10 protein-coding genes are annotated in these 15,209 nt (G+C 46.6%); 7 read left to right on the forward strand and 3 right to left on the reverse strand.

Going from position 1 to position 15,209, the window contains the following annotated elements; genetic code table 11:
- Positions 1–59 precede the first annotated feature (59 nt).
- The 3 genes from ACOIT5_RS02890 (at position 60) to ACOIT5_RS02900 (ending at position 5,785) form a co-directional block, all read left to right on the forward strand.
- Positions 60–2,114 (forward strand): DUF2264 domain-containing protein, encoded by a 2,055-nt coding sequence (locus ACOIT5_RS02890; RefSeq protein ID WP_423128966.1) that lies wholly within the window; start codon positions 60–62, stop codon positions 2,112–2,114.
- 82 nt (positions 2,115–2,196) lie between these two features.
- A complete protein-coding gene (locus ACOIT5_RS02895; RefSeq protein WP_423128967.1) occupies positions 2,197–3,621 on the forward strand; it encodes a putative oxidoreductase C-terminal domain-containing protein in 1,425 nt (474 codons plus the stop codon).
- Between the two features lie 211 nt (positions 3,622–3,832).
- Positions 3,833–5,785 (forward strand): heparinase II/III domain-containing protein, encoded by a 1,953-nt coding sequence (locus ACOIT5_RS02900; RefSeq protein ID WP_423128968.1) that lies wholly within the window; start codon positions 3,833–3,835, stop codon positions 5,783–5,785.
- A 78-nt stretch (positions 5,786–5,863) separates the two neighbouring features.
- Here ACOIT5_RS02900 and ACOIT5_RS02905 read toward each other — a convergent pair whose 3' ends face one another.
- Together ACOIT5_RS02905 and kdsB are read right to left on the reverse strand one after the other, a co-directional pair.
- Positions 5,864–6,874, reverse strand: a complete 1,011-nt coding sequence (locus tag ACOIT5_RS02905) for an aldo/keto reductase (RefSeq protein WP_423128969.1) — start codon at positions 6,872–6,874, stop codon at positions 5,864–5,866.
- Positions 6,875–6,954: 80 nt separating this feature from the next.
- Entirely contained in the window at positions 6,955–7,701 is a 747-nt protein-coding gene (gene kdsB / locus ACOIT5_RS02910) for a 3-deoxy-manno-octulosonate cytidylyltransferase (protein ID WP_423128970.1), read from the reverse strand.
- 254 nt (positions 7,702–7,955) lie between these two features.
- Here kdsB and ACOIT5_RS02915 point away from each other — a divergent pair, with 254 nt between their 5' ends.
- Genes ACOIT5_RS02915 through ACOIT5_RS02930 form a run of 4 tightly spaced genes read left to right on the forward strand, consistent with a single transcriptional unit; the run spans position 7,956 to position 12,421 of the window.
- On the forward strand, positions 7,956–8,315 hold the full coding sequence (locus ACOIT5_RS02915) for a response regulator transcription factor (protein ID WP_423128971.1): 360 nt from the start codon (positions 7,956–7,958) through the stop codon (positions 8,313–8,315).
- A gap of 1 nt (position 8,316) precedes the next feature.
- Positions 8,317–9,594 (forward strand): YaiO family outer membrane beta-barrel protein, encoded by a 1,278-nt coding sequence (locus ACOIT5_RS02920; RefSeq protein WP_423128972.1) that lies wholly within the window; start codon positions 8,317–8,319, stop codon positions 9,592–9,594.
- A gap of 2 nt (positions 9,595–9,596) precedes the next feature.
- Positions 9,597–10,979, forward strand: coding sequence for a HEAT repeat domain-containing protein (locus tag ACOIT5_RS02925; RefSeq protein ID WP_423128973.1), 1,383 nt, complete (start codon positions 9,597–9,599; stop codon positions 10,977–10,979).
- Positions 10,979–12,421: a glycosyltransferase family 2 protein gene (locus ACOIT5_RS02930; RefSeq protein WP_423128974.1), complete on the forward strand. Its 1,443-nt coding sequence runs from the start codon at positions 10,979–10,981 to the stop codon at positions 12,419–12,421. The genes ACOIT5_RS02925 and ACOIT5_RS02930 overlap by 1 nt, the downstream gene beginning before the upstream one ends.
- Before the next feature lie 65 nt (positions 12,422–12,486).
- Here the strand turns inward: ACOIT5_RS02930 and ACOIT5_RS02935 are convergent, their stop codons facing one another.
- Positions 12,487–15,123 (reverse strand): T9SS type A sorting domain-containing protein, encoded by a 2,637-nt coding sequence (locus tag ACOIT5_RS02935; protein ID WP_423128975.1) that lies wholly within the window; start codon positions 15,121–15,123, stop codon positions 12,487–12,489.
- Positions 15,124–15,209 lie beyond the last annotated feature (86 nt).

Raw genomic sequence — 15,209 nt, forward strand, 5'->3', positions numbered from 1 at the left:
GACAAGTTCTTTTATCTGCCTTTTCGCGCCTCCGCACCTTTGCGGTAAAAAAAACGAATATGAAAAACGCTTTTGAAGTTAAAAATCCTGATTTTGTGCGCAGCCCGCTTACCGGGATGACCAAAAGTCATTACATCGAACTGGCCAAATATTTACTGGAACGCGCTTTTAAACACGTTGATTCGATGGAGACACCCCTGAATTTTCCGATCATTCCCGGGAAAACCTACCCGCAGCCCAACGCGCCCGACTGGCGCTACCGCGCGGCCGAATTTGAGGCGCTGGAGCGAACCTTCACACTTGCTGGTCCGCTCATTCATATCGATCCTGAAACGACGATCAACGGCATCAACCTGCGGGATTATTATCGCCTGCAAATTTACAATGCTTTCACGCCGGGGCACCCCAATTCGCTGCCTTTGCCCGAAGAATTGCCGGACTCGAATTACCAGTTCACCTGCGAGTTTGGCGGATTGTTTAAAACGCTTCTGCTTTTGCCCGATACCCTGTGGCCGTACTTCACCGAAAAACAGAAGGAGGAAATGATCCCCTGCATCTCGAAATGGGCGCATCACCGGACCACACAAAACAACTGGCGGATCTTCAACATTGTCGCCCTTTCGTTTCTGAAAAAATACGGGTATGAAATTGACGACGACCTGCTGAAAAGCCATTTGCTGTGGGTGGCCTCCTATCATTCGGGGAACGGCTGGTACCTCGAGCAAACCTACAATTATTACTCCATCAGCCTGTTCATCGTTTACACCACCATCTGGAACCGGACTTTTGGCGACGACTATTACCCCGAAATTGCCCAAATCATCGAAACTTCAGCCAAAAAACTGATGGAATCCATCACCTCCTTTTTTGGCCGCGACGGGTACATCAACATGTGGTCGCGCAGCATCTGTTACCGCACCTGGGTGTCGGGGGCTTTCCCGGTGGCCTTTATGCTGAACGAAAAAACCTCGCTCGACGCCGGTTGGGCCCGGCGGCTGTGCTCGGGCTCGCTCTTGCAGTTTGTCACCCGTGAGGAATTTTTCTGCAACGACATTCCCAGCTTGGGTTTTTACGGGCAGAAAGAATACATGGTGCAGAATTACAGTTGCGCGGGCAGCCCCTTCCTGATGTTTCTGCCGTTTATCTGCCTCGCATTACCCGACGATTCGCCCTTCTGGACGGCCACGGAAAATGAAGGGATGTGGGAGACTCTTGGTGATCAATCAAAAAGGACCATTCTTGAAAATCCTGGCCTTGTGTTGGTGAACCACGGAAAAACAGGTGCGTCTGAAATTATTCCCGGGAAAGTGTATTACGACGACCCGAATTATTCGAAACTGGCGTACAATACCCATTTTCCCTGGGAAGATCACGACCCGCGGGGAGGCACGGCCATGGAGTACAGTTTCCGCAGCCAGGACCCGCGCGACGTCCGCGGCGATGATGTCAACTTTTATCTCACCGGGCTGACCGTTGCCAACGATTCCGAAAAAAACCGCGCTTACACCATCTCGCAAAGTATGCTTTTTAACGGGGTCCGCAACGGCGTGCTGTACCGGCAGGCAATCATGCGTAAACCGCCGAACAACGGGGTCGGATACATCATCGACCTGGCCGAGATCACCATTCCCGGCGGTGTGATCCGGGTCGACCGTTCGCGGCTGGCTTTTGAATATGAACTGACACTTGGAAATTTTGGGCTTCCGCACCTGAAGGGGCAAAAGGCGGTTGTTAACCAGTTTGAAGACGGAAACAGAAAAGTGATCACCGCAGCCATCCCCGGAAGGAAAGTCGCCCTGATTACCTACGGAGGATGGGACAAGTTGGAAAGTTTGGCGCACACCAACCGAAACGCCGAAGCTGATGAAAGTACCGTCATCTACGCGTATAAAAAACGGATGGCCAAGAATCCGCCGATGGAGCTGATGATCACCGTCTTTCTGCATAAAACCGACGACCGCGAATGGACAAAAGAAGAACTGTCGCCCATAAAGGACATCAAGGTCATGGAGATTACGCCAACCGGTTCGGCTTTGGGGGCAACCATCACCTTGTCTGATAACGAAATATACAAGATCGATTTTAAAGATATTGACGGTGAAAGGACTTGTTAAATTAAACGACATTGAAATACAAGCTGAAAAAGTTTAATTTTGCAGGTGTAAGACAATGATACCATCAAAATTTATAATTAAAATGAAAAACCTTTCCAACAATTCACTAATTTTTTCCTTAATTTTTTTCGCTTCCTGTACGGGTGGCGGGCAACAGTCGGCCAAACAGGAAGATCAGTCTAAATTTACCGGAGCCCAAGGCGAAGTAAAACTGATGACACTCGACCCGGGGCATTTTCATGCAGCCCTGATTCAAAAGACCATGTACGAACAGGTAGACCCAACTGTTTATGTATATGCTCCTGAAGGAACCGATGTGCAGGACCATTTGGCCAAGATTGAAGGCTTCAATACCCGCGCCGAAAACCCGACCAACTGGGATATAAAAGTTTATACCGGGGCCGATTACCTCGGAAAAATGATTGCCGAAAAACCCGGCAATGTGATGATGGTTTCAGGCAACAACGCAAAAAAAACAGAATATATTAAAGCAGCTGCCGACGCCGGTATCAACATTTTTGCCGATAAGCCGATGGCCATTAATACCGAAGGTTTTACCCTGCTCGAGGAAGCGTTTAAATCGGCCGAAGCCAACGGCGTTTTGTTGTACGACATTATGACCGAACGTCACGAGATTACAACGATTATCCAACGTGAGCTATCGAAAGTTCCCGAAGTGTTTGGTGTATTGAAAGAAGGCACCGCCGAAGAACCCGCGATCACCAAAGAAAGTGTTCATCACTTTTTTAAAGAGGTGGCAGGCAGTCCGCTCAAACGGCCGACCTGGTTTTTTGACACCAAACAGCAGGGCGAAGGCATTGTGGATGTAACTACTCACCTGGTTGATATGATCCAATGGGAAGCCTTCCCCGAACAACCGCTTTACAAGTCGGATGTTGAGCTGGTGAATGCCCGGCGCTGGACCACCCCATTAAGTCTCGAACAATTTAACAAGGTGACCCAAAAAAACGCTTTCCCGGAATTTCTTGAAAAAGACATGGTTGACGGCAAACTGCAGGTGTATTCCAATGGCGAAATCACTTACAAGCTAAAAGGCAAATACGCCAAAGTTTCTGTCATTTGGAATTTCGAAGCACCACAGGGCGCGGGCGACACCCATTACAGCATCATGCGCGGCTCGCTTTGCGATGTAATCATCAGGCAGGGTGAAGAAGAAAATTATAAACCAACCGTTTACATCCGGGCAACCATTGACGAAGGACTGGAAACCTTCGAGGGAGGTCTTTCAAAAGCAATCAACCAGGATATAGCGACCATGTACCCCGGCTTGAAACTGGTTAAACTGGAAGATGCCTTATGGACGGTTGAGATCCCTGATAAATACAAAGTAGGCCACGAAGCGCACTTCGGACAGGTGACCGAAAAATTTCTGCGTTACCTGAAATGGGGCAAATTGCCGGAATGGGAAGTACCGAACATGATCACTAAGTATTACACCACCACCAAAGCGCTGGAAATGGCAACATCTGCCAGCGCTTCCAAATGAGGGGAGTAAAACCTCCTGCTTAAGGGATTAAAAGGAAGCCCCTTCAAACGCACAAAACGTTTAAAGGGGCTTCCTTTTGAAGTGATCTCAGTTTAGGTTACAAATCCGAATTGAAAGAAAAATTCAAGAACCGACTGTTTGTGTTTCTTTCATAAACGATTTATTTCACTGCTTTCTTTTATATTTGTTCTGAACCAACAAAACCATAACTATGAAAAAAATAATTCCAATCGTTTTGTTTTTTTTCGCTCTGTCTGCGCATACGATTGCGCAAATTGATCTGATCAGTAGCCGATACTCCGTGGAAAAGCTGAAAACGATCTTGATTCCACAAGCCGAATACACCCCTTTCCCAAAGTTGAACGACCGGCAGGCTTGGGCTGCTGCCGATGAAGAAATGATGAAAACTTATTTGGATGAAGCCGAGAAGTACCTTAAATTCGAATGGCCCTATATTCCGGCAACCAAATCTTTGTCAATTGTGCGAACTGGTAACCGGTCGGAATATGAAACGATCAGTTTTAACAAACGAAAAGTACTGGGAACCTTATTACTGGCCGAAATCTACGAAAATAAAGGCCGTTTTCTCGACCAGATCATCGACGGGATTTGGTCGGTCTGCGAAGAATCGTGGTGGGGTGTGCCGGCCCACCTACCCGGCGAACCGGAATATGCCGGACTGGTCGATGTCAGCGATCCCTTTGTCGACCTTTTTGCTGCTGAAACGGCCACCTTTTTGGCCTGGATCGACTATTTTCTGGGCGAAAAGCTGAACGCCGTTTCACCGCAAATCAGGAAGCGGATTTACGACGAAACCAACAAACGGATTTTTGAGCCGGTCATGCAGAAGGCGCACTGGTGGATGGGCGACAAGTTTGGCGGACGACTGGTGCCAAACAACTGGAACCCCTGGATTTGTTCGAACTGGCTGAATGCTGCATTATTGCTTGAAAAAGACGATACCCGCCGGGCGGGGATGGTTTATAAAATTACCGAAGTACTCGATCAGTTTGTCAATCCTTATCCCGAAGACGGCGGCTGCGACGAAGGCCCGAGTTACTGGGGAGCCGCGGCCGCATCCTTGTTCGATAATCTGGCCATGCTGAATGACGCGTCCAACGGGGCCTTTCAATACGTGTTCGAAAATGAAAAAATAAAAAACATGGGCCGCTATATTTATCGGGCCCAAATCAGCGAAGATTATTTCCTGAACTTTGCCGATGCCGATCCGAAACCGGGCATGGACGGAAGTCTGATTTACCGTTACGGAAAGGCCATTGGCGATGAAGCGATGATGGCTTTCGGCGCATATTATGCCCGGAAAAAGGACCTCGGAATCGGACGGTTTCATTATTTTCGAAACTTTTATGAGCTGTATTTGCAGGATGAACTGGCCAAAGCCGAAAAACGTCTGCCATTTCCGCAACAGGTGTGGCTACCCAACCTGCAGGTCATGGTTGCCCGCGATTTTGAAGGAAAAACCGATGGTTTTTTTGTAGCAGCCAAAGGCGGTCACAATGCCGAGAGCCACAACCACAACGATATTGGCAATTTTGTTGTTTTTTATGACGGGTTGCCCCTACTGATCGATGTTGGCCGCGGAACGTATACGAAAAAGACCTTTAGCAACCGGCGCTATGAAATCTGGTACAACTGTTCCGATTACCACAACCTGCCCTCGGTGAACGGGCAAACCCAATCCCCCGGACGACAATTCCAGGCCAGGAATGTGAGTTATCAATCCTCTCCTCAAGGGGTTCAGTTTTCGCTTGATCTGGCTAAAGCGTACCCCGACGAAGCCGGCATAGACAGCCTGAAACGACAAATCAACTACCTGGCCGGAAAACAGGTTGAACTGATGGATATTTTCGATTTAAAGCAAGCAGGCCAACTGGCTGAGCATTTTATGACGGTTTATCCTTGTGCATTGGCAAAGCCAGGCCAACTACATATTCATTACCAGGATGAAAACAAAAACCCAAAAGATTTCATCCTTTTTTACGACACCAATAAACTAAGCGCCAAAATTGAACAAATAGCGCTCAAAACAGAAGAAGACCAAGGAATTATACAAAAATGGGGCGACCGTATTTACCGGATCACATTTGCGGCGCTTCATCCGCAAAAGAAAGATGAAATTAAATTTCTATTGAAAGCAAAGTAAATTAAGCCCGGTCATCCGGTGGACTGAACACGAAGCCTGATCTCTGCTAATCATTTTAAGTTCATGATTTCAGCCGAATCAGGCTTCTTTCCGTTTAAAATATTCGATCTTCCCGTCCAGCGCTTTGGCCTTTACCTTTTCAATTAAAGCCAGTTTCTCGCTTTCGGTAAAAGAACTGAAATTGCGGGCCAGCTCGATCTTTTCGCGCATAAAAGTGGCGTTTTCGTTCCCGGATATCAATACCGAAACGGGCAATGACCACACGAAATACATTGCTTCTTTGATACTGATGTAATTGGGGATCACCGGGTCATCAGTGGTCCAGTTTGCTTGTTTTTTCTCGGCAAAGAAACGCCCGTCGGCCAACGATTTGATGGCCAGAATGCCCAGGTTTCGTTCCATGGCCACCGGTAACACCTGTTGGGTGAAACTAAAATACGATTGATCAAGCACATTCACCGGCATCAACACAGTATCAAACAAATCGCTTTCAGCCGTTTGCTCAAGCATGCGGAGATGAGCATAGGGATTTTGGTGACCGGTAAAGCCAATGTGTTTTATTTTACCTTCATCTTTCGCTTTAAGCAACAGGTCGAGCACACCCTGGCTGATCCGGTTATCCACATCCTGAGGGGTACTGATGGCATGAACCTGGTACAAATCGAGATAATCGGTTTTCAACCGGCGCAGTGTCCCGTCCAGGTGCTCGCGAACTGTGCCTGCATCTTTTCCGGTCGATTTACTCATCAGGAACACCAGGTCGCGGAATTTTGGGGTCAGATACCTGCCGTAACGTTCTTCACTGACGCCGGCAGCATAACTTTCAGCCGTATCGAAAAACCGGACACCACCTTCCAGGGCGGCTTCAATCACTTCCTGTGCATCACGCTCGGTAGTCCAGCCAATGTGATAACCTCCAACGCCCAGCATGCTGACATATTCATTCGTCCGGCCCAGGCGCCGCATGGGTAACAGATCACCCAACCGGTCGGTTCCGGCTTTTTTTTCGTTTGCATAAGCAGCTGAATTTGCTGCAAGCCCGGCCGTTAAGGCCGCAATGGATTTAATAAATACCCGCCGGTTTGTCATTTGAAACAGTTTTTAGGTTCATTTTAAATACGTTTCAAATGAAGTTTTGTTCAGCGCAAATATCCGGGAAGAGCGGAAACTTATTTCAGCCCAAGCAGTTGTTTGGCTTGTTCCAAATCCTCGGGCGTATCGATGCCAATACTTTCAAAGCTCGTTACCGCTGTTTTAATGCGGTAGCCGTTTTCGAGCCATCTCAGTTGTTCGAGCGATTCAGCCAGTTCGAGGGTTGAAGGTGATAAGCCGGTGATCTTGTTCAACACATGAAAACGATAGGCATACATGCCCAGGTGGGCAAAGAAGGTGTGGACGCCCAGCCACTCTTTTGGTTCGTGTCCGCGAATATACGGGATAGCCGCCCTGCTGAACAACAGCGCATAACGAGCGGCATCAATCACCACCTTGGGGCGGTTCGGATTGAAAAGAGTCGCCTCGTCATCTATTTCTTTTACCAATGTGGCAATTTCGGTTTCCGGATCTTCAAAACATTTTTTTAACGCGTCCAATTGTTCGCTTCGCACAAAAGGTTCATCGCCCTGTATGTTAATCACAACATCAACAGCTTGTTGTGCAGCAATTTTCATCGCCGCTTCAGCACAACGGTCGGTTCCGCTTTGGTGGTCGGCCCGGGTCATCACCACTTTCCCGCCAAAACCGGTCACAGCGCCTGCAATTCGATCGTCATCGGTAGCCACCCAAACATCGGTGATTGCTTTCGAAGCATTCTCATATACATGTTGAATGATTGGTTTGTTTCCAAGCATTGCCAAAGGTTTTCCTGGAAATCGGGTCGACTGGTAACGTGCAGGGATAATCGCAATGAAGTTCATGGTTTAATTTATTTCGGGCAAAAGTATAAAATGTTCGGATAATGAAAAAGCCGGCTTTTTTCGCCTGAAATTTCATCTATTAAAACAATCTGCATTCAGAACTGTTTTACTGTCAAATTGAAAATAATTTAGCAAATCTTATTGATATTGTGTCGTAATAGTTTTATTTTGCAGACGAAATTGCTTAAAGACCAACCTGATTTTTATTAGTTAAGAAATGACAACTAAAATTGTCTCAATCTAAATTGAAGTTTATGAAAAAAATTCTTGTCGCAGAAGACAACAAGCTTATTCTGGAGACGATTAATCATAAATTAGTACGGGATGGATACGAAGTGTTTAAGGTTCAGGACGGAAAAGAATGCCTTACTTTTCTGGAAAAGAACCCGGTAGATCTGTTAATCACCGATTTGTACATGCCTTACATTAACGGGCACGAAGTGATCAACACCATCAGGAACGACTGGAACTTAAAAACGCCCATCCTGGTGTTATCGGTTGACGGAGCAGAAGAAACCGTATTAAAGGCTTTTGAACTGGGAGCTGACGATTATGTGATCAAACCATTCAGTTTGAGCGAGTTGACAATACGAATCAGAAAATTATTAAAGTAGAATGAAGCTACTATTCCTATTCTCCTTTGGAGTTCTGCTCTTGACAAATACGGCCTACCCTCAGCTCGAAAAACCGTTCAATGCTGATTCGGTATTTATGGTTGCCCGCCAGTTATCGATCGATGGAAAATACAGTGAAGCCATCAACCTGGCAGAGCAACTCCTGGCGGCACACCCCGAATATACCGATGCCCGCATCCTGGTTGCCCGCACGTATGCCTGGCAAAAAAAATATGAACCGGCAGGAGAAAATATTTCGAAGGTATTGAACGAATCCCCGGCGTATTATGATGCCCACGATGCCCGGATTGATATTTTATACTGGAGCGGAAGGTACGAGGCCGGACTTGACGCCATTGATGAAGCGCTGAAAATCTACCCCGATGATGTCAACTTTTTAATTAAGAAAGCAAAAATCCAGATTGCCGGAGAAGATTACACCGAGGCCCGGACAACCATCCAAACCATAAAAAAGCTTGCTCCCGAAGAGGAAGCACTGGGGGCATTAACCAAAGCAGTCCGATTTAATTACTCCAATATCATTCGCCTCGAACACTATTTCGACATGTTTGATTCGCCTTACCGGCGCCGCTGGCACATGTCATCGTTAGGCTACGGAGGAAGAACCGCCTATGGTGATTTCTATCTGAAAGTGTACACGGCCGATATGGTGATGCCCGGAGAAAAGTTGTTTTCAAACGCTGTGGCTTACCAATATGCCCTGGAAGCTTACCCGAAGTTCGACGAGAACAACTACATGTTCGTCAATTACGCATACTCCGAAAACGCATTCTTCCCCAGACGGCGACTGGGCGTCGAATACTTTTATACCTTCGGTTCCCGTTTCGAGATTTCGGCGGGCTATCGTTTTATGGATTTCACGATCCCCGAGCCTGACGACCTGCATGTGAATATCTTCACCGGGTCCATCGCTAAATACTTGGGATCGTACTATGCTTCATTTCGTCCATACATCTCCTACGACGGAGAAAATACCACCTATAACTATCTTTTATCGGGCCGCAGGTATTTAAATAAGGAAGAAAGTTACCTGGAACTGGTATTGGGAACCGGCGTTTCGCCCGACAACCCGTACTTTTACACCAGCGGTGAAGAAATACCACAATTAGACTCGTGGCGGGTTGAACTGGAATGGAAGCAAAAAATCTCCCACTTCCTCTTATTCGAAATTGAAGGCGGATATGAAAACGCCGAATACAGGAAAGGGTCCCGGCGCGACCAGTTTATTTTCAGGACAGCATTATCATTCCTCTTTTGATTATGAAAGGAAAAAAGCTTCTATATACGACCGTCTTTTTCCTGCTAAGCCAGATTATGCTTTGCGGACAAAGCCAGCCCGACGCGATTCGAGTCGAAGCAACACCCAATACCGCCGCTATGGAAAATGTCCGGGAAGATGCAGATCAGGCATCCCAGCCGCAATCGGGTTCCCGGGCCGAACGGTATATTGAACGAAAAGAAAGTCATATTCCCCACCGGTCGTATTGGGGAAAACTGAACGATAAATTATATCAGACAGTCATGACCACCAGCAGTAAGTATCTCTCTCCTGAGCGACACGAAACCGTGACTTACATCACCAACGTCATATTCGATGTTCCGGTGCTTTTACTGCTCATTACGCTAAGCCTGATCTTTTCAATAAACATCTTGATTATCACCATTGTATTATTCATCACGTCGTTTTATAAACGCGGACATGAAGCTTACCGTAAAAAAATGAACGAACAACTGGAACAGTTGCTGACCGATTATTTATTTTACAATGCCGACCCCGACGAAGTGATCAAAAAACTAAAAAATACCCGGGGAATAATCGGGAAAAACATCCTGATCGACATTCTGATCAATTTTCAACGAAACCTGTCGGGCGAATATCGCGACCGAATTCTGGAGTTGTACCAGAAACTGGGACTCTATAAAGTTTCCGAGAAACGAATTTCTTCTCCTTATACATTTAAACGGATCAGGGGAATTCGTGAACTGGCCAACATGTACCCCAACGGCGCCAAAGAGCTGATCGCAAAGTATGTCAAGGATAAAAACAGTGAGGTGCGGGGCGAAGCGCAAATCGCCTTTGCCTACCTGGATCAGGCTGCCACCTTCAACTTCCTGGACGACCTGAACGGCCCGCTGTCGAAGTGGGTACAATTAAACATCCTGAATCACGTCAAACTTCACGAACGAGAGGTTCCTTCGTTTGAAGAATGGGTTGAATCGAACAATAATGACGTGCAGGACTTCTCTATCCGGATGATCAATTACTTCCAACAAAACGAAAGTGCCGGTTCCCTGGCAAAAAATCTGGATCATCCGAACGAACAAACCCGGGTTTACGTTTATCAGGCGATACGAAGTTTGAACCTGATCGGGATGAAAGATGAAATGAAGAAACGTTACGAAGAAGAAACTTACCGGATTAAAATTGAAATTTTGAAAACCATCGAACTGATCGGCGATGAAAAGGATTTTGATTTTTTGGCCGAAATTGTCCGTGAAGACGACATCCGTTTAAAACTGCAAGCCTGTCGCGCTTTATACAAAATAGGTGAATCAGGAAAGGCTTTTCTGAAAGAACTCACAGAATCGGAAGATCTGAACCTGAACAAATTTGTGGAACACATTAAAGACCCTAGAAACTAATGGATATCATCGCTAAAATCATCTCATTCTGGGTAGAAACCTTTATCTTCTACTACGCGATTTCTATTTTTTGCGTCTATTTAATCTTGTCCGTTATTTCTGCCTTTGTCCTTCGCAAATATTACTTGGCTTCTAAAATTCCTAATCAAAACGAGGTACTTTCATCTCCGTATGCCCCGTCAATCTCTATATTAGCGCCCGCCTACAACGAGGCGGTCAATATTGTTGAAAATGTGAGGGCCCTGCTGGCCTTGTACTACACCAACTTCGAAGTGGTTGTAATTAATGACGGCAGCCGCGACGATACTCTGGAAAATACGATACAGGCATTCGATCTGGAAAAGGTACCTTATGTGATTGACGAACGAATTACCTGTTCCGAAATCAGAGGCATTTACAAATCGAAGAAACGCGCCTTAAACAACCTGACTGTTATTGACAAGGTTAACGGCGGAAAGGCAGATGCTTTGAATGCAGGACTTAATGTAGCCAAAGGGGAATACTTTATTGCCATTGATGCCGACTCCATCATCGACCCGTATGCCTTGCAACACATGGTAAAGCCCTTTTTGCAGGAAACTGACCGGCAGGTGATTGCCACCGGCGGGGTGATCCGTATCGCCAACTCGTGTGAAATCAAGGATGGCCACCTGGTGCAGATCAATCTTCCGAAGAAACCGTTACCCCTTTTCCAGGTGCTGGAATATAACCGCGCCTTTTTAATGGGGAGACTTGCCTGGAGCAAACTAAACGGGTTGCTGATCATTTCAGGAGCTCTCGGGCTCTTTGACAAGGAGATCGTAATTGCCTGCGGAGGCTACCACCGGTTTACCGTCGGAGAAGATATGGAACTGGTGGTTCGCATGCGTAAATACATGACCGACCAAAAGAAAAAATATAAAGTTGAATATATCCCTGATCCGCTTTGCTGGACCGAAGCCCCCGGTAAATTCCGTCAATTTATCCGGCAACGCAACCGCTGGACGCGGGGAACCATTGAAACACTGTTCTCTCACTGGAGTATCTTCTTCAATCCCAAGTATAAAACAATGGGACTCGTGTCTCACCCGTTCTGGGTTTTCTTTGAATGGCTGGCTCCGCTTGTCGAAATCTTTGGGATCGTTTATTTTATTACCATCGCCATTCTGGGGTATGCCAACTGGCCGTATTTCTTCATCACCCTGCTTTTTGTTTACTTTTTCTCGGTATTTTTTACCATGTCAGCTATTTTATTCGACCACATTGCATTTTACCGGTACAAAAGTAAATCCATGGTATTCCGACAGTTGATTGCTGCATTCTTCGAACCCTTCTTCTTTCATCCCGTCGTCCTTTACTCCGCCATCATGGGTAATTTCGACTACTTTCTGCTGAGAAAGCGTACCTGGGGACATATGTCCAGGGTAGGGTTACGCAACATGCAGGAAAAACGTAAAAAGTAGTGCATCGGGTCAGGAATAAGTAAAATAAAACAAGCTCCTGACCCGTATCACAGATAATTAATCGTTTAAAGTTTAACCAATTTCCGGGTCTCCCGCGTATTGTTCCATTCAAAATTTAAGAAATAAACGCCCGACTGATGTCCCGTGAGGTCAATCTCTGACCCATCGGACAAGGTATCAACCTGAAGAAGCAGCATTCCTGTTGCATTGGTAATTCGGATAGCCGACAAAGCCTGCCCGTCTGACGAACGGATCACATATTTCCCGTTCGACGGATTTGGGAAGATCGTGACCTGACTTTCGGCAACAGGATTGGGTTCGTTCCCGTTAATAACAATGGTTGCCGTAACTAAACGGCTGTAACGACGGCCATCGGTTACATAATACATAAACTGATCGGACCCGCTGGCGGTAGGATAAGGCTCATAGGCAAACGATCCGTCAGGATGAACAAAGAGATTTCCCTGAAGCGAGGCCAGCCCGCCGGGAAACACAACTTCAAGATCATCGCCGTCATAATCAAGATCATTGGCCAACAACCCGTTTTCGCGGCTTGTCTCCAGGTATTCGCCCACTCTTACTTCATATGTCTCACAATTGGCTATCGGGCTGTTGTTGAATTTTCCAAGGTTGTCCTGAATAAAGTAAGCCGACTCTTTCAAGCGCTCATTCAACGGATTGGCCCGCACATCTGCTTCATCCCAATCTGACCAGCTAAACCGATCTGTCTGATAGACCTTGGTATCGTGGACTACCGTCAGGGCAATTCCGTTTGATACCGCTTCCCGGGTCAGCACATGGATTGTTTCACCAACCTTCTCCGAGGTGTAGTGGGTTACTTTTTTCCGCGAAGGATCACGGAAATTGATTAAGGTCCAGGGCAAACGAATAGATATACTGTCTGAATTCCAGCTCACCGGATACAAGAAACTGTACGGATCGTTTAGCTGCCCGATTTTTAATTGTCCGATATACTGAATGTCGTTTTTGGAATAGTTTGTCCGCCAGCGGACTTCATTCCAGGGACCGCCGTCGGTAACCGTTGACACAATCGTATCCCAGCGGTTTAACAGTTTGACGCCGTACGTATTATACGCTTTTGTGACATATAACTGTGCTGTTGAATCGGCCAGATTGATTTTCAGCGCAAACTCGGATCTTAAGGTCTCCCCGTTTGCCGTGATACTTTCACCATTCGGCAAAACAGATTCTCCCAATTCAGGAGCATAAGTATCCAAAGCAATCCAATAGTCTTTACCAATCTGTTTAACGGTTTTGGTCAACAGGTCGATGTTGAAGTAGGCAGGATCGGCTGAGGTTTTGATCCCGGTGATAACGGCTCCGGGATAATCTCCTACCGAAGTTTTTATTTGCGAAGCCGGGGCAAAGGTGACCATACCAAAGTTTTGTTCCGGGTTGGTCACATTGTGCCAGACATAACGCCGGTCGGCATCCGAAAGCGGATTGGTAATCCAGGCTTGTTTAAACCATTCATCAATCCACGAAAATTGCATTCCCCCGGCCAGTCCCGCTGCTTCAATATTCTCAAGCATCCGGATGGTAAAAATACCTTGCTGTTTCTCGGTAATTCCCCCGTGATGCATTTTACTGTGTGCCAGGTGGGCTATCCCCACACTGGTAGGTAAACCAAACTCGGCCACCACCAGGGGAATACCCTGATAATGTGATTTCAGGTCGAATAAATATCCCAGGTAGCTATTGGGTCCGTATTTATCAGAGTACGTCCGATACCCGGGTTGATCGGATATAAAATCAGGATAGTAAGGGTAAGCGTGGTAAGAAACAAAAAAACCGGCTTCCGCCTTTGAACCGTCAATTTTTGACAGGTCAACCGACTCCTGATCCTCCTGGCTGTCACTCACGTTTGCTTCTGTCGGGTGCGTCAAGGGATCAAGAGTCGGCCAGCTCGAAAAGCAAACAGGCCGTTGCGTCGTATAGCGATTGTATTCGTAGCTAATCGTTTTGTCCATCCTGGCACAGATCCAGGCTTCGGCCGGCGAACAGTTGTTGATGGAAAGATAATTCCCCGCGAAGCCGTTCACCCCGCCATGATTTGCATTGGTGGCAGCAATTTCACCGGGAAATACTTCGCGTCCGATAATATAGCCAATCACCCATTGAGACACATCAGCCGCATACGTTCCGTAAGCTTTCCCAAACCGAGCCGGGATAGTCCGGTTCCCATGTACACAGTCAATCACCTCTTCAATCTCGGTTTCAAAAGCCCCTTCCTGCCCGTAAAGGTCAATTTCGCCGTCTTGTTCTTCCAGCCAGATGCCCTGGAACAGCAACAGCGGACTCTGCGGGTGAGCCAGGTTATATTTGGCCAGTTCCTCGTAAAAACGCGGGTAATGCAAGGTATAAACACGGATATTGTTATACCCAATCGCTTTTATTTGTGCAAACCACCGGGCATACTGGGAGGCGGTAGCCGCCAGTTCGCCCGGGAAAGTACCGGGAACAGCCACGCCCAAATTCATCCCTTTCAAAAACAACTCGGTATAGCCTTTCCCATCCCAAACCGAAAAATAATCGCCCTTCGCCTTAAATGGAACCAACGTATTGGTAGTACAAGTACTGAGTTCAATTAAATCGGCATCTTCATTTCCGGGTGAAGCTGCCCTGCCATAAAAATTTGCTGTTAAAAAAATTATCAGAAAGAGAAGTAAAGATTTCTTCATGTTATCGTTAATTTACCTGGTTTGTATTTAATTTCAACGCCTCCTTAAATTAACAAAAACTCGCTATAATATGTTTGTCTTAAAAT

Origin of the sequence: Gaoshiqia hydrogeniformans, assembly GCF_049347105.1 — a bacterium.
Taxonomy (GTDB): domain Bacteria; phylum Bacteroidota; class Bacteroidia; order Bacteroidales; family Prolixibacteraceae; genus Gaoshiqia; species Gaoshiqia hydrogeniformans.